Origin of the sequence: Nitratireductor soli, assembly GCF_001050155.1 — a bacterium.
Lineage (GTDB): Bacteria > Pseudomonadota > Alphaproteobacteria > Rhizobiales > Rhizobiaceae > Nitratireductor > Nitratireductor soli.
This window is the reverse complement of sequence record NZ_LFVY01000010.1, coordinates 33,979-56,402: the sequence shown is the minus strand read 5'-3', so window position 1 is coordinate 56,402 and position 22,424 is coordinate 33,979. Positions and strand designations below refer to the sequence as shown.

27 protein-coding genes are annotated in these 22,424 nt (G+C 65.1%); all 27 read right to left on the bottom strand.

Annotated features, from left to right (window positions below; genetic code table 11):
- The 27 genes from AB843_RS13745 to flgB all read right to left on the bottom strand — a co-directional run bounded on the left by AB843_RS13745 (window position 1) and on the right by flgB (window position 22,402).
- Window positions 1–390 carry a hypothetical protein gene (locus tag AB843_RS13745; protein ID WP_048647446.1) on the bottom strand — a complete coding sequence of 130 codons (390 nt, stop codon included), beginning with the start codon at window positions 388–390 and terminating at the stop codon, window positions 1–3.
- 9 nt (window positions 391–399) lie between these two features.
- Window positions 400–1,146 carry a flagellar biosynthetic protein FliR gene (gene fliR / locus AB843_RS13740; protein ID WP_048647445.1) on the bottom strand — a complete coding sequence of 249 codons (747 nt, stop codon included), beginning with the start codon at window positions 1,144–1,146 and terminating at the stop codon, window positions 400–402.
- Between the two features lie 45 nt (window positions 1,147–1,191).
- Window positions 1,192–3,279 (bottom strand): flagellar biosynthesis protein FlhA, encoded by a 2,088-nt coding sequence (flhA, locus tag AB843_RS13735; RefSeq protein WP_048647444.1) that lies wholly within the window; start codon window positions 3,277–3,279, stop codon window positions 1,192–1,194.
- Between the two features lie 105 nt (window positions 3,280–3,384).
- On the bottom strand, window positions 3,385–3,651 hold the full coding sequence (gene fliQ / locus AB843_RS13730) for a flagellar biosynthesis protein FliQ (RefSeq protein ID WP_048647443.1): 267 nt from the start codon (window positions 3,649–3,651) through the stop codon (window positions 3,385–3,387).
- A 6-nt stretch (window positions 3,652–3,657) separates the two neighbouring features.
- Window positions 3,658–4,059, bottom strand: coding sequence for a flagellar hook assembly protein FlgD (gene flgD, locus AB843_RS13725; protein ID WP_048647442.1), 402 nt, complete (start codon window positions 4,057–4,059; stop codon window positions 3,658–3,660).
- A 4-nt stretch (window positions 4,060–4,063) separates the two neighbouring features.
- Entirely contained in the window at window positions 4,064–4,501 is a 438-nt protein-coding gene (flbT, locus tag AB843_RS13720; RefSeq protein ID WP_048647441.1) for a flagellar biosynthesis repressor FlbT, read from the bottom strand.
- Window positions 4,498–4,845 (bottom strand): flagellar biosynthesis regulator FlaF, encoded by a 348-nt coding sequence (gene flaF / locus AB843_RS13715; protein ID WP_048647440.1) that lies wholly within the window; start codon window positions 4,843–4,845, stop codon window positions 4,498–4,500. The genes flbT and flaF overlap by 4 nt, the downstream gene beginning before the upstream one ends.
- 33 nt (window positions 4,846–4,878) lie before the next feature.
- Window positions 4,879–5,928, bottom strand: a complete 1,050-nt coding sequence (locus AB843_RS13710) for a flagellar hook-associated family protein (RefSeq protein WP_048647439.1) — start codon at window positions 5,926–5,928, stop codon at window positions 4,879–4,881.
- Between the two features lie 12 nt (window positions 5,929–5,940).
- Window positions 5,941–7,389, bottom strand: a complete 1,449-nt coding sequence (flgK, locus tag AB843_RS13705) for a flagellar hook-associated protein FlgK (RefSeq protein WP_048647438.1) — start codon at window positions 7,387–7,389, stop codon at window positions 5,941–5,943.
- A 37-nt stretch (window positions 7,390–7,426) separates the two neighbouring features.
- Window positions 7,427–8,683 carry a flagellar hook protein FlgE gene (locus AB843_RS13700; RefSeq protein WP_048647437.1) on the bottom strand — a complete coding sequence of 419 codons (1,257 nt, stop codon included), beginning with the start codon at window positions 8,681–8,683 and terminating at the stop codon, window positions 7,427–7,429.
- 114 nt (window positions 8,684–8,797) lie between these two features.
- Window positions 8,798–9,472: a response regulator transcription factor gene (locus AB843_RS13695; RefSeq protein WP_048647436.1), complete on the bottom strand. Its 675-nt coding sequence runs from the start codon at window positions 9,470–9,472 to the stop codon at window positions 8,798–8,800.
- 146 nt (window positions 9,473–9,618) lie between these two features.
- The gene (locus tag AB843_RS13690) at window positions 9,619–10,170 is read right to left on the bottom strand and encodes a lytic transglycosylase domain-containing protein (protein WP_048647435.1); all 552 of its coding nucleotides are present in this window, start codon (window positions 10,168–10,170) and stop codon (window positions 9,619–9,621) included.
- Complete coding sequence (locus AB843_RS13685; protein ID WP_048647434.1) at window positions 10,142–11,458, bottom strand: flagellar hook-length control protein FliK; 1,317 nt, start codon at window positions 11,456–11,458, stop codon at window positions 10,142–10,144. Before AB843_RS13685 ends, AB843_RS13690 begins: the two co-directional genes overlap by 29 nt.
- The gene (locus AB843_RS13680) at window positions 11,455–12,684 is read right to left on the bottom strand and encodes a chemotaxis protein (protein ID WP_048647433.1); all 1,230 of its coding nucleotides are present in this window, start codon (window positions 12,682–12,684) and stop codon (window positions 11,455–11,457) included. Before AB843_RS13680 ends, AB843_RS13685 begins: the two co-directional genes overlap by 4 nt.
- Window positions 12,681–14,015: a MotB family protein gene (locus AB843_RS13675; protein WP_048647432.1), complete on the bottom strand. Its 1,335-nt coding sequence runs from the start codon at window positions 14,013–14,015 to the stop codon at window positions 12,681–12,683. Before AB843_RS13675 ends, AB843_RS13680 begins: the two co-directional genes overlap by 4 nt.
- Window positions 14,012–14,650, bottom strand: a complete 639-nt coding sequence (locus tag AB843_RS13670; protein ID WP_048647583.1) for a FliH/SctL family protein — start codon at window positions 14,648–14,650, stop codon at window positions 14,012–14,014. The genes AB843_RS13675 and AB843_RS13670 overlap by 4 nt, the downstream gene beginning before the upstream one ends.
- Window positions 14,650–16,287 (bottom strand): flagellar basal-body MS-ring/collar protein FliF, encoded by a 1,638-nt coding sequence (gene fliF / locus AB843_RS13665; RefSeq protein WP_048647431.1) that lies wholly within the window; start codon window positions 16,285–16,287, stop codon window positions 14,650–14,652. Before fliF ends, AB843_RS13670 begins: the two co-directional genes overlap by 1 nt.
- Window positions 16,288–16,432: 145 nt before the next feature.
- On the bottom strand, window positions 16,433–17,167 hold the full coding sequence (gene fliP / locus AB843_RS13660) for a flagellar type III secretion system pore protein FliP (protein WP_048647430.1): 735 nt from the start codon (window positions 17,165–17,167) through the stop codon (window positions 16,433–16,435).
- Window positions 17,164–17,607 (bottom strand): flagellar basal body-associated FliL family protein, encoded by a 444-nt coding sequence (locus AB843_RS13655; protein WP_244467981.1) that lies wholly within the window; start codon window positions 17,605–17,607, stop codon window positions 17,164–17,166. The genes fliP and AB843_RS13655 overlap by 4 nt, the downstream gene beginning before the upstream one ends.
- Before the next feature lie 77 nt (window positions 17,608–17,684).
- The gene (gene flgH, locus AB843_RS13650) at window positions 17,685–18,389 is read right to left on the bottom strand and encodes a flagellar basal body L-ring protein FlgH (RefSeq protein WP_048647428.1); all 705 of its coding nucleotides are present in this window, start codon (window positions 18,387–18,389) and stop codon (window positions 17,685–17,687) included.
- Entirely contained in the window at window positions 18,386–18,898 is a 513-nt protein-coding gene (locus tag AB843_RS13645; RefSeq protein ID WP_048647427.1) for a MotE family protein, read from the bottom strand. The genes flgH and AB843_RS13645 overlap by 4 nt, the downstream gene beginning before the upstream one ends.
- 8 nt (window positions 18,899–18,906) lie before the next feature.
- Window positions 18,907–20,025: a flagellar basal body P-ring protein FlgI gene (locus AB843_RS13640; RefSeq protein WP_048647426.1), complete on the bottom strand. Its 1,119-nt coding sequence runs from the start codon at window positions 20,023–20,025 to the stop codon at window positions 18,907–18,909.
- The gene (gene flgA / locus AB843_RS13635; RefSeq protein ID WP_048647425.1) at window positions 20,022–20,468 is read right to left on the bottom strand and encodes a flagellar basal body P-ring formation chaperone FlgA; all 447 of its coding nucleotides are present in this window, start codon (window positions 20,466–20,468) and stop codon (window positions 20,022–20,024) included. Before flgA ends, AB843_RS13640 begins: the two co-directional genes overlap by 4 nt.
- Before the next feature lie 27 nt (window positions 20,469–20,495).
- Window positions 20,496–21,284, bottom strand: a complete 789-nt coding sequence (flgG, locus tag AB843_RS13630; protein ID WP_048647424.1) for a flagellar basal-body rod protein FlgG — start codon at window positions 21,282–21,284, stop codon at window positions 20,496–20,498.
- A 12-nt stretch (window positions 21,285–21,296) separates the two neighbouring features.
- Window positions 21,297–21,605 carry a flagellar hook-basal body complex protein FliE gene (gene fliE, locus AB843_RS13625; RefSeq protein ID WP_048647423.1) on the bottom strand — a complete coding sequence of 103 codons (309 nt, stop codon included), beginning with the start codon at window positions 21,603–21,605 and terminating at the stop codon, window positions 21,297–21,299.
- Entirely contained in the window at window positions 21,602–22,021 is a 420-nt protein-coding gene (gene flgC, locus AB843_RS13620) for a flagellar basal body rod protein FlgC (RefSeq protein WP_048647422.1), read from the bottom strand. Before flgC ends, fliE begins: the two co-directional genes overlap by 4 nt.
- A 3-nt stretch (window positions 22,022–22,024) precedes the next feature.
- Window positions 22,025–22,402, bottom strand: coding sequence for a flagellar basal body rod protein FlgB (flgB, locus tag AB843_RS13615; protein WP_048647421.1), 378 nt, complete (start codon window positions 22,400–22,402; stop codon window positions 22,025–22,027).
- Window positions 22,403–22,424: the final 22 nt, after the last annotated feature.

The window sequence follows — 22,424 nt, the reverse complement described above, 5'->3', positions numbered from 1 at the left end:
TTATGTCTTGGGCGCGGCGCCGCGTTCGATGAATTCCAGCCGATCCTTGTCGGCCCGGTCGCGCTCCTCCAGGTCCGTCGCCTCGCGATAGGCGCGTGCCAGCGCGTTGCTGCGGGCGTCGGCAGCCATGATGTTGCGGGCTTCGGCCTGGGCGCGCGCGCTGCTTTCGCGGCTGCGCTGCAGCGCATTGGCGACCCGGCGGTGATAAAGCTCGGGAAAAAGGGCGGCCATCGCGTCGCCGGCGTCAAGCCGCGCGGTGATCTCGCCGGCTTCGGTGTCGGCCGCCGCCGCCATTGCCAGATGGCCGGCACGCTGCGCCTCGTGGACGTTCTTCAGGCGTTGCATGACCAGCACCAGCTTCTCCAGTCTTTGCCGTCTCTGATTGGCCATGCCGCTCTCCTACAGCCCGGTCAGGATGGGAAAGAAGCCCTGGGCAAAAAGGCCGAGCAGCGAACCGATGGCGAAATACAGGAGGATCAGCCCACCGACGATGACGAAGGGCAGGGAGATGAAGTAGACGGGAATCTGCGGGGTCAGCTTGTTGATGAAGCCGATCGCCAGATTGACGAGGATCGCATAGGCGATGAACGGGCTGCCGAGCCGGATCATCACATAGAAGGCGTCCGACAGCGTGTCGGTGATGTCGGTCAGCGCCGATTGCGGATCGAACAGGCTCTCGATCGGCGCCAGCCGGTAGGAAATGACGAGGGCGCGGATGATCTCGTGGTGGAAATCGAGGACGAACAGCAGCATCAGCGCGCCGAAGGAGATGATCGCCGCCATGGGCGGCTGGGGGTCATTGTCCTCGATGGGCGGGCCGCCGCCGGCCATGCCGAAGCCGGTCATCATGGCCATCGCCGATCCGATGAACTGCAGCGCCAGGACGTAGAAGCGCGCGACGAGGCCGATCAGCGCGCCGATGGCAAGCTCCGAGGCGATCAGCACGAGAAGCCTGCCGGGTTCGGTGGAGACATGCGGCACGATGCTGTCCCACATATGCGCCAGCAAGGCCAGCGTCGCGGCCACGGCGACGAACAGCCGGACCTGCATCGGCACGCGGGCGCTTGCCAGGCCCGGCATGGTCAGAAAGCAACCGCCGATGCGGCAGAAGGCGAGGAACGCGGCGAGGAGCGGTGTCTCCAGCATCGCTTTACAGTGCTCGGGCGGTCGGCTGCATCGGCCAGGCCCGGCCTATGAAATGGAACCGAGCACGCTGAGCTCGATCCCCTTGGCGATTTCCACATGGCTGAGCACCGGCAGGGTGGGGAACAGCCGCTCGATGATCATGCGCACATAGGGCCGCGCCTCGGGCGCCGTCACCAGCACGAAGCGCTCGCCGGCATCGAGATGGGCGCGGATGGCCTTGCTCGCTTCCTGGCCGAATTCCTCCAACTGGCGGGGATCGATGTCGAACTCACGGATCTCGCCCTTGGCGTCGCGCTTCAGGCTCTGGTGGAAGGCCAGGTCCCAGCGCCCGCCGAGCCGCAGCACTTTCAGCATGCTGCCTTCGGTCAGGTCGCCGCAGATCTGCTGCGCCATGCGGATGCGCACATGCTCGACGATCTGCTCGGTGCGGCGGATGTGGGGGGCGATCTCCGCGATGGCTTCGATGATGAGATGGAGGTTGCGGATCGAGACGCGCTCGGCCAGCAACAGCTTCAACACGGCCTGCAGGCCGGGATAGGTGATGTGCGAGGAGCATATCTCGTCGGCCAGCTTGCGGTATTCCGGATCGAGGCGTTCGATCAGCGCCTTCATGTCCTTGTAGGACAGGAGCTGGGGCAGGTTGTTGCGGATCACCTCGCTCAGATGGGTCAGCAGGACGGACATGTTGTCGGCGAAGGCGAATTGCTCGCGCTTCAGATCGTCGGCGAACATTTCGGGCACCGAGAAGGCGCGCATGCCGAAAGCCGGCTCCTTGACCTCTTCACCCGGAATCTCGGGCATGCGGTTGGCGCCGACCAGCACCATCAGTTCGCCGACACGCATCTGGTACTCGGTGACCACCGTGCCGTGAATCTTGATCTGGTAGCTCTTCGGCGGGATCGCGTAATCGTCGGTCAGGCGCACTTCGGGAACGACGAAACCATATTGGGTGGCGAATTTCTTGCGCATCTTGCCCATGCGGTAGGCCAGTTCCTGATGCGTCGCCAGCAGGCGGGTCGATAATTGCTTGCCGATCAGGAGTTCGATCTCGGCGGTCTTCAGCGAGGATTTGACCGAATTGCGCTCATCTTCCTCGACATTGAGCTGTTCCTGGCGGACCGCCTCATTGGCCTTGTCGCGCCTCTGCCGGGCGCGCAAGGGCAGCACATAGCCGACGCCGGCCATGACCCCGGCCAGCGCGACGAAGGGAATGAGCGGCAATCCCGGCATCAGGCCGAGAAAGAGCAGCAGCATGGCAGCGACGAACAGGGCGCGCGGATAGGCGCTCAACTGGCCGAAGACGGCCTGGTCGGCCGAGCCGCGCGTGCCGCCCTTGGAGACCAGAAGGCCGGCGGCCAGAGAGACGATCAGCGCCGGTATCTGCGAGACCAGACCATCGCCAACCGACAGCTTGGTGAACACATCGGCCGCTTCGCCGACGCCCATGTCATGCCGTGCGTAGCCGATGGCGATGCCGCCAACGATGTTGATGGCGGTGATGAGAAGGCCGGCAATGGCGTCGCCGCGGACGAACTTCGAGGCGCCGTCCATGGCGCCGAAGAATGAGCTTTCCTCCTCCAGCTCGGCGCGGCGGCGCTGGGCCTCCTTGTCGTCGATCGTGCCGGCGGACAGATCCGCATCGATCGACATCTGCTTGCCGGGGATGGCATCAAGGGTAAAGCGCGCGCCCACTTCGGCGATGCGGGTCGAACCCTTGGTGATGACGACGAAATTGACGACGACGAGGATCATGAAGACGATCAGGCCGATGACGAAGTCGCCGCTCATGACGAGGCGCGAGAAACCGCCGATGACATAGCCTGCGGCGTCCGGCCCCTGATGGCCCTCCGACAGGATGACGCGCGTCGTGGCGATGTTGAGCGACAGGCGCAGCATTGTGGCGATCAGCAGGATCGTCGGGAAGGATGAGAAATCGAGCGGCCGCTGGATCCACAGGGCGACCATCAGGATCAGCACCGACAAAGCGATCGAGAAGGCCAGTCCGACGTCGATGAGGAAGGGCGGCACGGGCAGGAACAGGACCGCCAGAATGACGACGATGCCCAGCGCAAAGCCGACATCGCGGCCGTTCTTGCGGGGTTCGTTGCCGGTGATTGCTTCGCTTAAAGCCATGCCTGCCTTCCACTCGATTGCGGGCCACTCGATCGCGGGCGTTCACACACCCGGCGTCGAGGCTAGTGCTTCAAGCTTGCGCGAAGGCGGAGCAGCGGAACCTTGTCAGAACCCGCCTTCGATGCGCTGGAAGATGACGGTGGTGAAGGCGGAAATCTGCGAGGCGACGAATGGGCCCGAAAAGGCGACCGCGACCAGAATGGCGACGATCTTCGGCACGAAGGTCAGGGTGATTTCCTGTACCTGGGTGAGCGCCTGGACCAGCGCAATGCCGACGCCGACGATCATCGCCACGGCGACAGCCGGGCTGGAGGCGACCAGCACGGTCCAGATCGCATACTGGACGATATCGAGGGCATCGGCTTCGTTCATCGGCTGTCAGCGAATGACGACGCCCGGTCCGACCGGGATCTTGTCACCGCTTTCCAGAACGGCCATCACGCCATCGCTGTAGAGCCTGACCTCGGCAACCTTGCCGGTGATCTTGCCATCGGCCGAGGTGATTTCGCGGCCGACCAGGCTGCCGGCCTGGGCGAGTGCCGACGCCTGCAGGATCTGGTCCAGCTTGGCATTGGTCTGCACCGTCTGCTCGACCTGGGAGAAGGTGGCCAATTGCGCCACATAATCGGTCGATTCCATCGGGCTGGTCGGATCCTGGTTCTTCATCTGGGCAACCAGGAGACGCAGGAAGGATTTGTAGTCGACGGTCTGCGGCGCTTCCGCGGCGGGCGTGTTCCGGTCCTGCGCCTGCGGCGTCGATGTGGCGGAAGTGACATTCATCGGTTTACTCCCCGGCCGCCATGGCGAGCGCGAGTGTCTCGCCGGCCCCGGCCTGTTGCATGATTTCTTCTTCGATTGGGTAAAGCGCGCGGATTTCCCGCAGCGCGTCGTAGACCTGCCCGTCGCCGACCATCTGGTCGGCCTGTTTGAGCCCGGCGCGAATGCGTTCATTGCTGAAATTTTCCAGAAGGCGCGGCAGGAGGCTGGAGAATATCTTACGCGCCTCGTCGGCGCTGTCCGGTGTCATCAGCATGATCTGCACGGCGAAGTAGAGCTGACGCAGCGGCGTGCGTGCATCCTCGGCCTGCAGGACATGGTTCTCCATCAGGAACTGCACATTGTTGAGAAACTCCAGCGTCACCTTGCGGTCGGTCCTGATGACCGCGCCGTTGACGTAGATCTTCTCATTGGCCTTCATGGAGATCTTCAGCGTGCTTTTCATTGGATGCCGTCGCGGATGATCTGCGACACCTCGATCAGGCCGTCGAAATTTTCCGAACGGCCCTGACGCACTTCCTCCGCCTCGCGCAGGAGCCAGATGCCGATGGAAATCAGATTGGCGCGCAGCTCTTTCGGGAGCTCGTTTTCCGGATTGCCCAGATCGTCGATGAAGGCGGTCCAGACGCGCATCATGAAGTGGATCGCCTCGACCGTCTCCTGCGATTGCACACCCTTGTCGCGGGCGGCGATCAACAGGTCGATCGAGCGGCTCAACACCTGCTGCTCGCGGTCCTTGGCATCGGCCAGCGAATCGGTCTGAACTTCGCTGTAGGAAAACTGATACATGGGCTTCCCGTCTCGTGGTTTCCTGGCGCTCGGCTACCGCAGGTAATTGAGCAGGCTGAGTTGCTGGAGGCGCGCCGTCAGCGCGTATGAAGCGTCGAGCTGGGCCAGCAGGTCGTTGACCCTGGTCGCCGCCTCGTAGGGGTCGATGCCTTCCGAATCCTTGATGAGGTTCTTGAAAAGGTCGATCTGCGAAGAGGTGCGGGCGCTGGCATCCTCGATGCGGTTTTCGACGATGCCGGCCCTGGCCTGGGCGTTGGCGATGTCGGCGGTTGCCTCGCCCACCATCGTCATGACGCGGGCGTAGAGGACGCCGCGCGTTGCGTCGCTGAGCGGTCCGCTCAGCAATTCAGAAATGGTCGACGCCGCCATCGCCAGCTTGCGCAGGCCTTGCTCATTGGCGGTGATCGATGTCTCGGCCGTCTCGTTCATCGCGATGCGGGTGGTGATCTTCTGGTCGGATGCGCTCGACCAATTGGTCTGCCAGCCGGCGCCGAGAAACTGCGGCTCGACGTAGTTGGTCAGGAAATCTTCCATGTCGGCGGCGCTGATGCCGGCGGCGGCCGGGTCGGATTGCGGGAAGCCGAATTTTGCCATGAAGGCTGCGTCGAAAGCGATCTTGGCCGGCGAGGCAGGGTCGGAGAAATCGGTGACCGGCTTCACATCGGTGTTGATGCCGGCGAAAAGATACTCGCCATTCATGCTCGTATTGAGAATACCGGTCATCGACTTCAGCACGCGCTCGGCTTCGGAGCGGGTGATGGCGATCTGATCGACACTGGAACTGGGGGCCGTCAGCACGGCAAGCAGGCTCTGGCCGATGTCGTTGATCTGCGACATGGCGTCCTGCGTCGCCTTCAACCGGCTGGCTGCCAGCGAGTTGGAATCGATCAGGCCGCCGAGGCGTTCGATGTCACGGTTCATCGAGAGATTGCGCCCGGCATGGCCGCCGAGCGCGACGCCGACATCGGCCACGGTCCCGGTCTGGGACTCCTTCGTTCTCTGGGCAAGCTCGACCTGCATGCGCATCACCTGGTAGCGCAGCGTCTGCGACATCGCCAGAGATGAGATGAAGGAGGTTTTCATGTCATGGACCTTCTATCGCGTCGCCTGCATGAGCGTGGCGAGCATCTCGTTGATCACCGAGAGGAGACGCGCCGAGGCTTCGTAGGCATGCTCCAGATCGAGGAGCAGCGCCATTTCCTCATCGACATTGACGCTGGTGAGGTTGGACAATGCGGTCGCCGTGCGGACGGCCAGCGCTTCCTTGCCCTCGGCGCCGCTGTCGGCCTGCTGGCGGTTGCTTTCCAGCCAGCTGACCGTGTCGAAGGAGAAGGCCGTGACGCTGCGCGTCGTGTCGAGACCGGCCGCCGGGTCGAAGGCCATCGGCTCTTCAAGACGTTCGGAATAGGTTCTGAGCAGATCGGAGTAGGATGCCGCGCCGCTGGTGTTGTGCAGATAGGTCGCGCCGTCGCGCAGCAGCGACGCGCTGCCGCCGGCGGCCGGGTCCATCAACGCATTGACGCGGATGCCGGCGGCCAGGCCGACTTCCAGCGTGCCGGCAGGCGGTACGCCGGGGCCGCCCGACCAGGTGAACAGGCCGGCGACATCGGCCAGGACCCCGTTCGGGTCGGTCTCGGCGAAGGTGGTGATCAGGCCGCGCGCCACTTCGTCCAGCTGACGCTGCATCATCACGGCGGTGTCGTCGCGCAATTGCAGGCGGGCGGCGATCGAACCCCTGGCGCTGGTGTTGCCGCCGACACCGGGCGTCATCGGCACGCCATCGATGTAGACGGCATTGCCGGTGGTGGCTGGGCCATAGGTGCTGTTGGCGTTGAAGGTAACGGGGCGCGGCACGGTTTCAAACAACGTCGCGCCGTCGCCGGTCATGATGACCAGGTCGTTGCCCGAGCGCGTGTTGGTGGAGATCGCCACATACTGGGAGATCTGCTTCAGGAGCGCGTCGCGGCGGTCGAGCCCATCGGCCACATCGCGCCCGGTGCGCGTTCCGTTGACCACTTCGGTGTTGACCACTTCGAACTCTGCCAAGAGCCGGTTCAGATCGCCAACGGCCGTGGCAATCTCGGCGTCGGCCTCGGCACGGAAGGTCTGGATCGCGCCGGCGCCGCTGTTCAGCGAGCGGACGACCTGGTGGGCCGCCTGCACCGCGCTCTCGGCCAGCGTGGTGTTCGACGGCGTCGAGGCATAGAGTTGCAGCGCGGCCTGCAATTTGCTGATCGCCGTTGCCGGCGCTGTCGCATTGTCGGCGCCGTTGACCGTCAGCTGCAGCGTGTTGAGCCCGCCCGACATGGCCTTCTGCCCCTGCCAGGAGGAGACGGCGAACAGGTTCTGGCGGAACAGAACCTCATCTGCGGCGCGCTTGATCTTGGCGATGCGCGCGCCGGGCAGCGTGCTGGTCAGCACGGCGCTGCGGCGCGCGTAGTCGGGATTGGAGGCTTCGGCAACGTTGCGCGATACAACGCTGGTCTGGCGCGAGGTGTTGAACAGCGCGGTTTGCGCGATGCTTAGTGCAGATGTCAGTGACATTTACTCTCTTCCACTCCCTCGTGCCGCAGGAACCGGCCTATCGTTTCAGGTTGACGAGCAGTTCCATCAGGTCGGAGCCGGTCTGGAACACTTTCGAGTTTGCTGTGTAGTTGCGCTGCGCCTCGATCATGTCGGTCAGCTCCTGGGCGATGTCGACATTGGAGCTTTCCAGCGCGCCGGCGACCACCTTGCCAAGCCCGCCTTCACCTGCGAAGCCGAGCTGCACGCCTCCCGATTCAGCGCCTTCGGAGAAGACGTTGCCGGTGACCACCTGGAGCTGGTCCGGGCTTTGCACATTGGCGACCGGGATGCGGTAAAGCGCGCGCATCGAGCCGTCGGCATACTGGGCGAAGATCGTTCCGTCATTGCCGATTTCCACGCTGTCGATCGCGTAGGGTGCGCTGCCGTCGACCTCGCCCTTGGCCGAGAAGCCGGCATCGAGCTGCGTCATGTCGGACAGGTCGAGCGTCAGCGTGTCGCCACCTGGAACCGCCAGCGTGATGTCCGTCGGGCTGCCGCCGGCGAGCTTGCCATTCGTCGGGTCGAAGTTCAGCGTTGTCGTCGACAATGGCGGGTTGGCGTATGGGAAGGATGTGTTGGGCGCGGCGTCGGCGCGGTCGTAGACCGTCACTTCCCAGGTGTTCGCGCCGGATTTGGTCATGTAGACATCGAGCAGCTTCTGGCCGCCGAGATTGTCGTAGGCGACGAGCGATGTCTTGTGCGAGTACTGGGCGCCCGCCGCATTGCCCGAAGGCAGGTCGGCGCCCGGCACGATTTCGGCGCTGGCGGGCAGATTGGCCGTCAGCGTGCCGTTGCGCGATGGCGTCGATACGAGTTCCGACTGGGCGATCGTCACCGCTTCCAGTCCGGCATAGCCATTGGCGGTAACGGCGGGCGTGCCGTTGGCATAGCTGTAGCCCATGAGTTTGTAGCCGGCGGCGTTGACCAGTTCGCCCTCCGCATTGGGAACGAACGATCCGGCGCGCGTCAGGAAAGGCTTGCCGCTGGCATCCTGCACGACGAAGAACCCGCCGCCCTCGATCGCCAGATCGGTGCCGGACGTGGTGTATTGCAATGGCCCGGACTGGGAAATCGAATAGCGGATCGAGGTGGTCACGCCGCCCGAATTATAAGAGCCCCCCGAGGAAGGCAGGACAAGGGAGGAAAATTCCGCCTTTGCCCGCTTGTAGCCATTGGTACTGGAATTGGCGATGTTGTCGGCAACCGTCGACAACCGGTTGGATTGCGCCGCCATGCCGGATACGCCGGTTCGCATCATGCCGTAAAGGCCCATCGGGATGTCTCCTCGTAGTCTACGCCGATCACGGTGAGATTACGGATTGTGACTTGCGCGAAACTGGCCAGGCGAAGCAAGAATGCGACGCCTGGCGCAAACGGCGCGGGGTGGCTAGGCGTCGACCAGCCGGTAGCCGAGGTAACGCTTGGAATCGACAGGGTCGAAGCCGAGCTTCTCACGCAGCTTCTTGCGCAGCTTGCTGATGTGGCTCTCGACGACATTTTCTTCGACGTCCTCGTCGAAGATGCCGTAGATGGCATTGAAAATCTGCGTCTTGGTCACGCGGCGCGTCGGATTGCCGGCGAGGTATTCGAGGATCCGGCGCTCGCGGCGCGGCAGCGGCAGGGGTTGGCCGTCGATTTCCGGATCGCGCCCGTCGAAATAGATGCGCATCGTGCCGATCTGCGTGAAGTTCACCGTGTCCTGCAAGGCGCGCCGGCTGATCGCCGTGATGCGCGCCAGGATTTCGCGGATGTGCACCGGCTTGCGGACCACATCGTCGACGCCCCATTCGAACAGGCGCAGCGTGTCGTCCAGAGAATTGCGCTCGCTGAGCGCGATCAGTGGCGCCGGCGAACGGTCGCGGATGCTTTGCGCCGACAGATTGCCGGCCCCGCATTGGCCGAGGAGAAAGGCGCTGACCGCCTTCAACTCGTCATCGGCGACGGTTTGCACCCATTCGCCGAATTCCTCCGGGGCGAAGCCAGCACTGGCGACGCCCTCCCTGTTGAAAAGTGAGTGATAACCCTCCGTTACCAGCTCACGCTCGTCTATCACCACAATCACCGGCCCGCCCTCCGAATCACTTTGTGTGTCAAGTCGTAACCGGTCGGGCGAATCACGCACAACCATCAGATTTAAGGAATCAATAATAGGGAGTCGGGTGTGGCCGGTTTGTCACCAGTTTATTTCCGGGCTCGAGAAAGATTCAATCAGGGGGTGCAGAAAGATCTTGCTTCCGAGGTCCATGACCCGAAGCCCGTCGCGACCATGTTGGTGATGACGCGGCAGACATAACGCTTCTGCGCGGGGTCGTTGTTCGGCCCGGCGTGATAGCGTGCCACAGCCATCGACCAGGAGCCGTGCCGCCGCTTCAGCTCGACCAGAAAGCGCGCCGCATAGTCGACATTGCGGTGCGGATCGAGCATGGCGCGCAAGTTTGGAAATTTGCCGGCATGGTAGTGATGGTTGATCTGCATGCAGCCGAGATCGATCAGTTTCGCGCCGTTCCGCCGGGCCTGTTCGAAGGCCCGCATGGCCTCTCCGGCGCCGCGGGCGAACACGGCCTTGCCCTCGATGTTGAGCGCGTAGGGTTGCAGGCTTCCCTTGATGCCGGTCTCCGTGAGGCCTACGGCATAAAGGATTCCGGGCGGAATGTCGTATTTCTCCGCCGCGCGCAGGATCTCCCCCTCGCAAGGGTTGGTCGCGGCGTGAGCCGCGCCCATCAGGCCGAGGCTAAATGTAAAGACCGCTGCCAGGCGCATCGCCGCTGTCCTGTGATGGGCCGCCCTGGCGGCCCGGGTGATCCTGCCGTTCGTCGCGGCCAGCGCCACGCGAAGGGTCGCCGCCATCCTGGCCATTGGCGGCGGACTGGAAGGCGCCATCACGCGCATTGCCGGTGCCCGTGCCGCTCGACGGCGTGCCCGGCGCTGCCTGCTGAACGGTAACGCGGTCGATGTCGTAGCCGAGCCCGCGCAGCGCCTTGACGATGGCGTCGCTGTCGCTGCCGAGCCGATGGCGCGCCTCGGCCGTCTCGACCTGTATATCAACCATGAGTTGATCTGCGACGATGCGCAAGCGGGCGGTGACGGGACCGAGTTCGGCCGGGTGAAGCTGGATCTTGAGCGTCTGCAGGACGCGGCCTGCCTCCGATTGTGTCGGCAATTGCGTTTGTGCGGTCTCCGGCGTCGCGGATTTCTGGCCGGCGGCGGCTTGTTCGCCGGCGGCGACGGGCGCCGGGGCCCGCTGGATCGACAGGACGCGGATTTCGCCCTGCCCGTCGCGCGGCAGGGTTTCCTGGGCGGTCTGCGCGGCACGCGTTTCCGGTCGCATCGCATTCGCCGGAATCTCGGCCTTGCCCGAAGCATCCGCGCCGCGTTGCCTGAAGGTTTCGGCGCGGATTTCAGTTGGTGTTGTGGCGCTTTGGGACGGTTGCGTGCCTTGCCGGTTCAGCATCGAGGCCGAAGCCGCATTCTCACGGGCGCGCTGATTGGCGGGCGGCATGGGGGCTGCGGGCATTGCCGGCTGACCCGGCATCGGCGTGCCCTGGGCTGCGGCTGATGATCGTTTTCCGGGGTCGCTGCCGGGCGCCAACTCGCCGTCCGCTTGCGGATTTTTGGCATCTGCCTGTGCCGTTGGCGCAGGCAGCACTTCCGCGCCGGTTCGTTCCACGGGGCCGGCGCCGACCGCATGGGGAATGTCCTGGGTGTGCCGGTCGCCGGGCAGGTCGTCAGGCAGGTCGGCGGGAAGGCTTTCCGCATCGGCGTCGTCTTTCGCGCCGTTGCCCTCATCCTCGGCATCGCCTCGCGCCGCTGCCTTTCCTGTCGTCTGGTGAACCGGGTGAGGCAGGGACCAGCGGACGGGCACCAGCCCCGGCCTTTTCGCCTCGGGTGCTGCCGCATCGACGGGCAGGGTCTCCTTGTCGGCCTTGCCCTTGCCGTCGAGCGCTTCGCGAAAGCCGGTGTCGTGGGGCGCGGCGCTGTTGCGCAATCGGGCGTTGGTCTCGTGTCCCTGTGGGGTGGTGGGCATCGCACTGCCGAGCACCGCGTTCATTCTCCCGTCTCCTTCACCAGCAGGGCGTCGACGGCCTGCAGCCTGTCGCGCATGTCGCGCAGATAGGTTTCCGCCGCTTCGATTTCGTCGTCGGCGGGCGTGTGGGTCTTTTCGGCCTCTCCCTCGGCTGGAGGGCGACTTCGCTCCATTGCCGCCGCGACGGCATTTTGAGCAGCGTGGTCTTCGGCCTCGTCGATCGGGCGATTGAGCACGGCGCGGGCGACCGCCTTTGCCGCGTCCAGCAGTTCTCTGTCCTGTTCGGAGAGGCGCTCGCGGTCGATGCCGGCCAGCGCGGTGAGCACCGCATCGACATTGTCCGAGGTGACCGAGGCCATGTTGGCGTAGAGCGTGGCGCGCGGGTCCTCGCCGGCTTCGCTCTGCTCGGCGTGGTTCGTGGCCTTCTCAGAGGCGAATGCCTGCAGCCGGTCATAGCCCTCGATGGCGCTCTTGCGCGCCAGGCGCAGATAGATGATCCGCGCTTGCTCGTTGCTCATCTGGGCCACCACGTCGTCGATGACGCTGAGATCGACGGTCTCGTGCAGGGCGACGATTGCCGCGACGAAGGAATCGGCGAACTGGCTGGCATAAGGCGAGCGCAGGAAGCGGCGCGCATATTGCTCTGAGGCGCTGGCAAAGCGCTGCGTGTCGTTCAAGGCGGCCGCCACCGGGATGCTGCGCCGCAGGGCGGCTTCCTCGATCAGCGTGCCGGGGCTGAGCAGGCGGGCATCGTCGAGCAGCCTGGCGGCGGTGGCCGGTTCGTCGGCGGCAAGCACGGCCGCCGTCACCAGCGCGACGGCCGGTCCCACTTCCGGGTCGAGCGCCATCGGGTCGATGGCGCGCAGGCCGTCGCGCGCGCTCTGGAAGTCACCGCGCGCATAGCTGACGATGGCACTGCCCAGCTTGGCTTGTTCTCCTTCGAGATCGAGTTCGGAGAATATGGTTTCGAGTGTCCTGGGGTTGCCGCCGCTCAAGCCATAGATCAACAGCGCGCGCAGATTGCGCTGGTCGGTGAAATCGCCGGCGCTGGCCGCGCGCAGCCGGTCGTCGATGATGCCGAGCAGCTTCTGCTGCATCGGCAGGGCGGCATGGTCGCCATTGGCGATGCGATCCTGCACCACCTGCAGCGACCGGACCATCTGGAAGGGTTGCAGCGATGTCGCCGATGCGTTGCCGCAAAGCGCGGCTCCTGTCATCAGGAACGCGGCAACGGTCGGCTGCCATTTCATTGCGGCAATTCCAGCAGGATCTCGATGCGCCGGTTGGCGTTGGCATACGGATCGTCGGCGATCTTCAGCTTGCGGTCGGCAAAGCCCGCGACCTGCTCGATGCGCTGCTCGTCGAGGCCACCGCGCACCAGCATGTAATAGGCGGCCTGGGCGCGCGCCGTGGACAGGCGCCAATTGTCATAGGTCTCGCTGCGGAACGGCCGGCCATCGGTGTGACCGCGGATCCTGATCAGCCCCGACTGGGCAGTGAGCACGCGGCCGATCTTGTCCATCGCCAGGACCAGTTCCCGTTCCGGCACAGCCGAGCCGACCGGAAACATGCCCTGCTCGAGGTCGTCGGTGATCGAGACGATCACCCCGCTCTCGGAGGCGACCACGGTGACGGAGCCGGCCAGCGGACTGTCGGCGAACTGTCGTGCCAGTTCGGAGCGAATGCCGGCGGCGATCTCCTCGGTCCGCGCGGAAGGGGGGGTGGGCGCAGCGACGGTGGCTGCGGCTTCCTCGGCGGCCATGGCGAGTTCCGCCTGCTTCGCTTCGGCGGCCGCGACCTCCTCGGCCGACGGTTTCAGAGGCTCGACCTCGGCAACCGGTGCCAGCGCGATGCCCGCGCCACTGTCTTCGATCTCGGCCCTGGCCGCGCTGCCGGCGGCCGGCTCGTTCTGGCCATTGGTCGCCAGGTCGACATCGGTGCCGGCTGGATTGTCGCGCGCCTTGTCGGGATCGCCCTGGACGCCGATATCGGGGGTCGCGACCTGCTGCGACCAGAAGTCGGGCGCGAAGGGGTCGCGATAGGATTCGCCCCCGGCGGCGCCGGAAGAGGGCCCCGCCGTCTGCGCGCCGCCTTCGCCTTTCGCCGACACATTGGCCTGCGTGCCGGTGTCGGCGGCGATCTCGGCCAGAACCGAATAGGGATCGGAAAACAGGTTCTCGTCGGAGAGTTTGCGCGCGTCGGATTGGCCGACCGCGTTCTCGAAATCCATCGGGCCGGACGTGTGTTCCTGATTGTCGGTCGGCGACGGAGATTTCTCCTCGTTCGTCTCGGTCTGCGGCGTTGCCTCCTCGGGGTCTTCGCCGAGATCCTCCAGCCCCTTGGTGCTGGTGTTGCGGTCGATCAGCTTGACCGGGTTGAAGTAGCTGGCGAGCGCCGAGCGCGTCTGGTCATTGGCCGCGTTGACCAGCCACATCACCAGGAAGAAGCACATCATCGCGGTCATGAAGTCGGCGAAGGCGATCTTCCATGCGCCGCCGTGATGACCGTCTTCCTCGTCGCCGCCGCCGCGTCGCACGATGATGATTTCGGGCGGGCGGGCTCCGCTCTCGGCCATGCTCATGGGATCAGCTCCGACAGCGTGTCCGACCACTCCGCCAGGCGCGTTTCGAAGAGCTTCTCGTCAAGCGACAGGCTGACATCCAGGCCTGGCGCCTCGGCGAAATCGACATGGCTGGCCTTGTCGCCGAGCCCGGCCTTCAGCGCCTCCCAGAGAGCCGGCGCGCCGCTGACGCGGATGCGCACGGTCTCGCGGTCGTCCAGCGCCTGGCGGATGATCCGTTCCAGCTCACCGACCGAGCGCTGCTGCAGATCCTGGGTCAGGACCACGCTCAGAATGCGCGCCGCCGCTTCGCTTGTGAGTGCCGTCACCTGCCGTTCCATCGCGTCGAAGCGCTGCTCGATGATCCGCCCCGCCTGATCGGCGAGTTCGCTCTGGGCCGCCGCGAGCGCTTCGGCGTGGCGGGCCTCTTCTTCAGCCATGGCGAACGCGTGTTCGTGCGTCAACCGCTCGGCGAGAGCCGCCTCGGCCGCCGCCACTTCGGCGCTGACGATCGTTTGCAGGTCATGACCGGGCGCGGGGTCGCGCCGCTCGGGCACGGTTGCACCGAAATCGGCCCACGGGCCTGAGTTTCCCGTAGGCGGTGCAACGCTGCCGAAATCGGGCAGGGCATCGATCAGCGCGAGGGCGGGCGGCATCAGACCGCCTCCGCTTCGGCGCGCGCCCATTTGCGCAGGATATGCGCGGTGCGCTCTTCATTGAGGTCGACCATGCGGGCCAGCCGCTCCTGCGGGGCGGGTCGAATCTTCAGGCGGTGCGTGCCGTAGGTGTCGTCCTCCTCGAGGATCGGGTCCAAATAGCCGTCGGCGGTCAGTTGCGCCTGCTCTTCCGGCGTCGGCAGCGAGCGTTGCATGTTCTCTCCGGCCGGCCCCTCGACCATCATGGGGCGCATCAGCGTCGTGCCGAGCGGGCGCAGGCCGAACCAGGTGACAAGGAAGGCGACCAGGATGAAGGCCGCGGCATTGATCATCGTGCCGGTCTGCTGACCGAGCGTATCGAGAATGCCGGGTTCGGGGATCGGCGTTCCGTCCAGTCCGTCGATGAACTCGACCGCCGAGACGCTGATGATGTCGCCGCGCGTCTGGTTGAAGCCGGTGGCGGAGGCCACGACCTTCTCGATCTCGGCAATCCGCTCGGCCACCTGGTCGGGCGTCGCATTGGCTTCCAGGATCTGCATCAGCCGGGCGCGGTTGACCACCACGGCGATGGACATCTTCTCGACGCTGTAGCCGTTGCTGGTGGTGGCGATGCGCTTTGTGTTCAGTTCGTAATTGGTGGTTTCCTCGCGCCGTTCGCTCTCCTCGGAGGATTTTGGCCCTTCGGTTGCCGCCGTCTCGTCCTGCGGCAGGTTCTGCGCCACCGATGTCGGCTGGATCGCCGTCTCGCGATTGGCGCTGTCGCTCGAGCGGACGACCTGCACCGAGCGTTCGACGCGCGATTGCGGATCATAGATCACTTCCTCGATCTGCCGGGCGTCGGTGTTGATGTCGGCCTTGACGCTGGCGCGGAAGTTTTCTGGTCCGAGATAGGGGGTCAGCGCGCGGCGGATGTTTTCCTCGATCTGGCCTTCGACATTGCGCTCGACGCCGATGGAGCGCTGCGCGGTGTTGTTGGCCGGGTCGTCGCCAGCGGCCAGAAGCGTGCCTGCCGAATCGAGCACGGTCACCTTCTCGGCATCGAGGCCAGGCACGGCGGCCGCCACCAGATAGCGGATCGAGGCAGCCGTTCCCGCCACGTTGACGTTCGAGGCGCGAATGACGACGGAAGCCGAGGGCTGCCGCTCCTCGGCGCGAAACGTGCCGCGCTCCTGCATGACGATGTGGACGCGGGCCGCCTTGATGCCGGCGATGGACTGGATGGTGCGGGCGATCTCGCCCTCCAGCGCGCGCACCCGGGTGACCTGCTGCATGAATGTCGTCAGGCCGAGCGAACCGACATTGTCGAACAATTCGTAGCCGGCATTGGTGCTGCTCGGCAGGCCTTTCTCGGCCAGGAGCATGCGCGCCTGGGCGGTCTTGCCGGCCGGCACGAGAACCGAGGTGCCATCGGAAACCACGTCGAAACCAATGCCGGCCTCGCCGAGAACCAGGCCGATCTGATTGACGTCGGAGCGGTCGAGGCCGACATACAAGGTCTCGTAGGCCGGCCGGTTGAGATAGGTGGCGCCGGCGACGATGACGGCCATCACCAGCGTGAAGATGCCGCCCATGATGGCGAGCCGCCTGGCTCCCAGGCTTTTCAGGTTTTCGACAACGGTCTGAAACTGCTCAGGCAACGCCCAATGCTCCCATGGAAATAACGACTGGGAGCCTAGCTTCCGAAGCTTGTGCGAAAATGAAATGGAGCCGCGGTGCGGCTCCATTCAGGACGTCCAGTCGCCGGTTTCCACTTGAACAGTGCCGGAATGCCGCGTGTTCAATTCACACGAAGGAGCGGACGAGGCTGCCGACCAGCAGGTTCCAGCCGTCGATCAGGACGAAGAACAGGATCTTGAACGGCAGCGAGACGACCGTCGGCGGCAGCATCATCATGCCCATCGACATGGTGATGGTGGCGACGATCAGATCGATCACCAGGAACGGCAGGACGATCAGGAAGCCGATCTCGAAGCCGCGACGGATTTCGGAGATCATGAAGGCGGGGATCAGCACGCGCAGATCCGCCGTCTCGACATTGGCGTCGATGTTGCCGCGCTCATTGGCCAGGTCGGCGAACAGGGCGAAATCCTTTTCACGCACATTGCTTGTCATGAAGCCGCGGAAGGGTTGGGCGATGCGCTGGATGGCGATCTCTTCGCTGATCTCGTTGTTCATCAGCGGCTTGACGCCGTCGGCCCAGGCTTTGTCGAAGGTCGGCGCCATCACGTAGAAGGTCATGAACAGCGACAGGCTGATGAGGATCAGATTGGCCGGCGTCGATGGCAGGCCCATGCCGGCGCGCAGGATCGAGAAGGCGATGACGAAGCGGGTGAAGCTCGTCACCATGATCAGGATGCCCGGCGCGATCGACAGGATCGTCAACAGGCCGAACATCTGGATGATGGTGCCGACCGTCGAGCCGTCGGCACCGCCGGTGAGCGCGCCAAGGTCTATGGTCTGCGCAACCGCCGCCGTGGGCAGCAACAGCGCGGCTATGGCGAAGAGGAAGCGTTTCATTCGAACAAAAGCGCCCGGAACAGGATCTTGTCGACCGCGCCGTCGCTGCGGATGCGGGCGCGTTCTTCGAGATCGGAACGAAAATGCTGGAACCCGCTTGCCGTTTCCACCTGGCGCAGGCGCACCGTGCGGATATAGGCGAACAGGTCCTGATGGACCGCCTCGGCGACCGCCGGGTCGGGCATGCCGTCGAAGACCAGCGACAGTTCGGCGCGCACCCAGACGTCGCTCGGCTCGGCCAGATTGGTGGTGATCGCCTGAATGTCGAGAACGCCCGGCATGCCATGCGGCTTGCCGTCTTCCTTGTTGCCGCCGCCACTCTCCGCGGCAAGCGGCTCGCCCGCCTCGCCGCCGGCGCGGCCTTGCAGATAGCCACCGGCAAACCAGCCGGTACCGGCCGTCAGCGCCGTCAGGCCGACAAGCAGCAGCACCTGGACCATCGCCGATGGTCCCGAGCGTTCGGCAGTTTGTTTTTCAAGCAGGGCCACGCTTTGTCAGACTCCAGAGGGGATCGTGTTCAGAATGGAAGCACCGTGTCGAGTATCTGCTGACCGTAGGGCGGCTGCTGCACCTCGGTCAGGCGGCCACGGCCGCCATAGGAGATGCGCGCCTCGGCGATGCGCTCGTAGGACACCATGTTCTGCGGGTCGATGTCGCTCGGCCGGACGATGCCATCGATGGTCAGAATGCGCAGTTCGGCGTTGACGCGCACTTCCTGCGTGCCGCGAATGCGCAGATTGCCGTTGTTCAGCACCTGCGTCACCACGGCGGCAACCAGCAGGCGGATGTTCTCCGACCGCTCCGTCGCGCCGCTGCCGGAGGTCGACGTGCCCGAGCCGATCTGGCCCTCTGCGGCGGCCGACGAGCCGGCGCCGCCAAGCGAATAGGAGCCGGACAGGCCCAGGCTGCGGCTGGCGTCGCGCGAGCGCTCGGATTCGTTCTTGAAGCGTGCCTTGTCGTTGATGGAGATCTCGACCGTCAGGATGTCGCCGGCGTTCAGCGCGCGCGGATCGGTGAACAGCCGGCTCTGGCGGTCGTCCCAGAGCGAATAGCGCGTCAGCGCCGGCGCGGGGCGCTTCGGGTAGTTGTAGGCAGCCATCATCTCCGGATCGATGCTGGCGCCGACCTGCGTCATCGCCGGCTCCTTGCCGATCTCGTTCATGGTCTGCGAGCAGCCGGCAACCAGCAGCAGCGGCAGGACGAGTGCGGGCTGGAATGTCATGTGGGGTCCTCCGGACGCGCCGCGCTGGCGATGATGCTGGTCAGCATGGCCGCCGATTTGCTGTTCATTTCATTCAGGATGACACCGGCCTTGCGCGGCTCGATCTTCATCAGGATCGCCGCCGCCAGGTCGATCGACACTTCGGCCAGTCGCTCGGCGGCGGCATCGGGGCGCATCGCCTCATAAATGGAAACGATCCCGTTTTCGGCCTTGGCGAGGAAGACTTCGCGCCGTTCCAGCCAGGATTCGTATTCGGCGCGCTTTTCCTCGAGCGCGGCGATGCGCTCATCGACCTCGCCCTTCAGCTTCTTGAGTTCCATCGCCTGCAGCGAATAGCGCCGGTCGCGCGCGGCATCGGCGATGTTGGCGCAGAAGCGCTGCACTTCGTCGGCGGGCATCTCGCCGGGTTCATTGGCCGCCAGAGCATGAAGCGGGACTGCCTGGGTCAGGATGACCAGGGCGGCGAAGGCGCCGGAGGCAAGCTGTCTGAGGGATGGCGTGCGTCGCATGATCCGGCCTATTGCAGCACGAGTTCGGCCTGCAGGGCGCCGGCGGATTTGATGCCCTGGAGAATGGCGATGATGCCGTCGGGCTTGACGCCGAGCCGGTTGAGACCGGAGACGAGGGTTTGCAGATCGGGGCCGTCGAGCACCGCCACCTTGGCGTCCGGCTGGTCGGCGACGATCTGGGTGAAGGGTTCGACGGCGGTCTCGCCGCGCGAGAAAGGCTCCGGCTGGACGATCCGCGGCATCTCGGTGATGCGCACGGTCAGCGCGCCATGGCTGATGGCGACGCGCGAGATGCGTACATCGTTGCCGATCACCACCGTGCCGGTGCGTTCGTCGACGACGACGCGGGCCGGACCGTCGGATTCGACCATCAGGTTCTCGATCTCGGCATAGAAGCGGGCAAAGGAAATGCCCTTCGGCCGCTGGATGCGGATCGTGCGGGAATCTTCTTCCACCGCGAGCCGCTGGCCGAAGCGGGAACCCGTATAGGCGTTGATGGCGTCGGCAACCCTGACGGCGGTCGAGAAATCCGCGTTGCGCAATTGCAGGACCAGCGTGGCCGTGTCCGACAGCGAGGCCTCGACCTTGCGCTCAATGATGGCGCCGTTGGGCACGCGGCCGGCGGTCGGCACGCCCTGGGTCAATTGCTCGGCCTGGCCCTGGGCGCTGAAGCCGGAGACGATGACGGAGCCTTGCGCCACGGCGTAGATGTCGCCATCGGCGGCGCGCAGCGGTGTCATGACCAGTGTGCCGCCGGCAAGCGACGTCGCGTCGCCCAGCGAGGAGACATTGATGTCGATGCGCGCGCCCGACTGGACGAAGGGCGGCAAGTTGGCGGTGACGATGACGGCCGCCACGTTCTTGGCGCGGGCGCGACCGCCTTCGGAGGCGATGCCGAGATTTTCCAGCATGGCGCGCATGGATTGTTCGGTGAAGGGCGCGTTGCGCAAGCTGTCGCCGCTGCCCTGCAGGCCAATGACGAGGCCATAGCCGACAAGCTGGTTGTCGCGGGCGGCCTGCAGCATCGCCACATCCTTGATGCGCGAGGCGGCGCCGGCCGGTGTCGCCAAAGCGATGGGAAGGAGGGCGATGGAAAGGAGCGCGGCGGTCAGGAAACGGACGATCATATCGCGCCGACCTTGACCGTGCCGTCCGCCATCACCGTTCCCATGAAGGTGCGGCCGCTGTCGGCGTTACGGAGCTTGATCATGTCGCCGGCGGCGCCCGCCTGCAGGGGGACCGCGCGAATTGAAATGGACAGGGCGCCTTCGACGAACAGCACAGTCACCGGCGTGCCGTTTTCCACCAGATAGGGATCGCGCACATAGCTGCTGGGGATCAGCCGGCCAGGCAGGAGCGTGCGCCTGGCAACCTTGCCGTCGATCTCCTCCATCATGCGGGCGATTGCCGTGTTGCCGCGCGGCGGGCGGCGCAGCGCCACTTCATCGAGCGCGTCGATGGTGATGGTTTCGCCGGGATAGATGACGCGGGTGGACACAACCGCCTGCTCCTGCGCACCGGCGGGAACCGCCAGCGTGAAAATCGCCAGGAGCGCGAGAAAATGCGCCATGAGGGAGCTGTGCCGGTTCAATTGGCCCTACCGTATCGACTGGGTGACGGTGGCAGCCATTTCATCGGCGGCACGGATCACCTTGGAGTTCATTTCATAGGCGCGCTGGGCGGATATCAGCTCGGTGATTTCCTTCACCGGATCGACGTTGGAGTTCTCCAGATAGCCCTGCTGGGTCGTCGCAAAACCCGGATCGCCGGGGACGCCGGGCGTTGCCGCGCCGGAGGCGGGGGTCTCGCGGAACAGATTGTCGCCGATGGGCGCCAGGCCTGCCTCGTTGGCGAAGTTGGACAGCGTCAGCTGACCGAGGTTCTGCAGTTCGGCCTGGCCGTCGAGGCGGGCAAAGACCTGGCCGGTCTTGTTGATGACCACCTCGATGGCGTCCTCAGGCACGACGATCGCCGGGGCCACCGTATAGCCCTGCGTCGTCACAAGCTGGCCGGTGGCGTTGGTGTTGAACGCGCCGGCTCGGGTGTAGAGCGGTTCGCCATCGGCGCCCTCGATCTCGAACCAGCCGCGGCCGACCAGCGCCACATCCAGCTTGTTGCCGGTGTTGGTCAGCGAGCCCTGGATGTGCAGGTTGCGCACGGCGGCGGCCTGCACGCCGAGGCCGACATTGGCGCCTTCCGGCACGATCGCCTGGTTGGCGCGGCTCGGCACGCCCTGCAGGCGCTCCGTCTGGTAGAGCAGGTCGGAGAATTCCGCCCGTGCCCGCTTGAAGCCGGTCGTGTTGATGTTGGCGATGTTGTTGGCGATCACTTCCAGATTGAGCTGCTGGGCGCTCATGCCGGTGGCCGCGATGGACAGGGCTTTCATGGGTCAGGCTCCTCAAATGGCCATGCGGGTGACGTCGAGATAGGCCGTGACGAGCTTGTCGCGGACGGCGATCGCCGCCTGCAGCGCCTGTTCGGCGCTCATCACCGCGTCCACCACCTCTCGGGCGTCGGCCTCGCCTTGCAATGCCTTCAGCGACACCGTCTCGGCATGGCCAAGCTTGGCCATGGTGTTGGCCGCCGCCTCGCCAAGCATGGCGCTGAAGGCCTCGCCCGTTTCCGAGGCCGTTGCCTGCCGCCCGAGCTGGAGCGCCGAAGCATTGGAGGGCGAAAGGGGGGCAATGGTGCCGACGGGGGGAATCATGACTGGCTCCGCATCAGATCTATGGTCATTGAAATCAGTTCGCGCGCCTGCTTGATGACCTGCAGATTGGCCGCATAGCCGCGATTGGCCTCGCGCATGTCGGCCATCTCGACCAGCACGTTGACATTCGGCATCCTGACGTAGCCGCGCTCGTCCGCCGCCTCGTGGCCGGGATCGTATTCAAGCGTGAAATCGGACGGGTCGGTGGCGACCGCACCGATCTCGACCATGCTGCCGCCCATGTCGCGGTCGAGCTCGGCGACGAAGCTGATGGTCTTGCGGCGGTAGGGGTCGCCGCCCGGCACGTCGCTGGTCGACTTGGCGTTGGCCAGGTTTTCCGAAACGACCTGCAGGCGCGCGGACTGCGCCTGCAGGCCGGACGCGGCAACCTTGAGTGCGGCGGAAAGCGGATCCACGGCCTATCCTCTCGACGTGTTCATGAGCATGCGGTGGAACGCCTTGACGATGGCGGTGTTGAGCTCGAAGGAACGGCGCACCTCGCCGGCGTTGACCAGCTCCTTCTCGATGCTGACGGTGTTCTGCGACGGCAGGACCGCCGGGTCCGGCGTGTTGTTGACGGCGAAAGAGGCGTTTGTCGCGCCACTCTTGAGATGGTTGGCGCTGGTCCCCTGCATGGCGACACGCGAGCCGTTCAACACCTTCTCGAACGGTTCGACTTCGAGCGCCCTGTAGCCGGGCGTGTTGACGTTGGCGACGTTGCTGGCCACCGTCGTCTGCCGGACGGAAAGCCATCTGGCCTGCTGGGTGGCGAGATCGAACAGATTGACGGGCTGCATCGTTTGGTCTCTCGTTCTATGC

Bases quoted from the DNA above. Each gene is read 5' to 3' on its own strand.
- AB843_RS13745 (WP_048647446.1), bottom strand. From the start codon at position 390: ATGGCCAATCAGAGACGGCAAAGACTGGAGAAGCTGGTGCTGGTCATG.
- fliR (WP_048647445.1), bottom strand. From the start codon at position 1,146: ATGCTGGAGACACCGCTCCTCGCCGCGTTCCTCGCCTTCTGCCGCATC.
- flhA (WP_048647444.1), bottom strand. From the start codon at position 3,279: ATGGCTTTAAGCGAAGCAATCACCGGCAACGAACCCCGCAAGAACGGC.
- fliQ (WP_048647443.1), bottom strand. From the start codon at position 3,651: ATGAACGAAGCCGATGCCCTCGATATCGTCCAGTATGCGATCTGGACC.
- flgD (WP_048647442.1), bottom strand. From the start codon at position 4,059: ATGAATGTCACTTCCGCCACATCGACGCCGCAGGCGCAGGACCGGAAC.
- flbT (WP_048647441.1), bottom strand. From the start codon at position 4,501: ATGAAAAGCACGCTGAAGATCTCCATGAAGGCCAATGAGAAGATCTAC.
- flaF (WP_048647440.1), bottom strand. From the start codon at position 4,845: ATGTATCAGTTTTCCTACAGCGAAGTTCAGACCGATTCGCTGGCCGAT.
- AB843_RS13710 (WP_048647439.1), bottom strand. From the start codon at position 5,928: ATGAAAACCTCCTTCATCTCATCTCTGGCGATGTCGCAGACGCTGCGC.
- flgK (WP_048647438.1), bottom strand. From the start codon at position 7,389: ATGTCACTGACATCTGCACTAAGCATCGCGCAAACCGCGCTGTTCAAC.
- AB843_RS13700 (WP_048647437.1), bottom strand. From the start codon at position 8,683: ATGGGCCTTTACGGCATGATGCGAACCGGCGTATCCGGCATGGCGGCG.
- AB843_RS13690 (WP_048647435.1), bottom strand. From the start codon at position 10,170: ATGCGCCTGGCAGCGGTCTTTACATTTAGCCTCGGCCTGATGGGCGCG.
- AB843_RS13685 (WP_048647434.1), bottom strand. From the start codon at position 11,458: ATGAACGCGGTGCTCGGCAGTGCGATGCCCACCACCCCACAGGGACAC.
- AB843_RS13680 (WP_048647433.1), bottom strand. From the start codon at position 12,684: ATGAAATGGCAGCCGACCGTTGCCGCGTTCCTGATGACAGGAGCCGCG.
- AB843_RS13675 (WP_048647432.1), bottom strand. From the start codon at position 14,015: ATGAGCATGGCCGAGAGCGGAGCCCGCCCGCCCGAAATCATCATCGTG.
- AB843_RS13670 (WP_048647583.1), bottom strand. From the start codon at position 14,650: ATGCCGCCCGCCCTCGCGCTGATCGATGCCCTGCCCGATTTCGGCAGC.
- fliP (WP_048647430.1), bottom strand. From the start codon at position 17,167: ATGAAACGCTTCCTCTTCGCCATAGCCGCGCTGTTGCTGCCCACGGCG.
- AB843_RS13655 (WP_244467981.1), bottom strand. From the start codon at position 17,607: ATGGTCCAGGTGCTGCTGCTTGTCGGCCTGACGGCGCTGACGGCCGGT.
- flgH (WP_048647428.1), bottom strand. From the start codon at position 18,389: ATGACATTCCAGCCCGCACTCGTCCTGCCGCTGCTGCTGGTTGCCGGC.
- AB843_RS13645 (WP_048647427.1), bottom strand. From the start codon at position 18,898: ATGCGACGCACGCCATCCCTCAGACAGCTTGCCTCCGGCGCCTTCGCC.
- AB843_RS13640 (WP_048647426.1), bottom strand. From the start codon at position 20,025: ATGATCGTCCGTTTCCTGACCGCCGCGCTCCTTTCCATCGCCCTCCTT.
- flgA (WP_048647425.1), bottom strand. From the start codon at position 20,468: ATGGCGCATTTTCTCGCGCTCCTGGCGATTTTCACGCTGGCGGTTCCC.
- flgG (WP_048647424.1), bottom strand. From the start codon at position 21,284: ATGAAAGCCCTGTCCATCGCGGCCACCGGCATGAGCGCCCAGCAGCTC.
- fliE (WP_048647423.1), bottom strand. From the start codon at position 21,605: ATGATTCCCCCCGTCGGCACCATTGCCCCCCTTTCGCCCTCCAATGCT.
- flgB (WP_048647421.1), bottom strand. From the start codon at position 22,402: ATGCAGCCCGTCAATCTGTTCGATCTCGCCACCCAGCAGGCCAGATGG.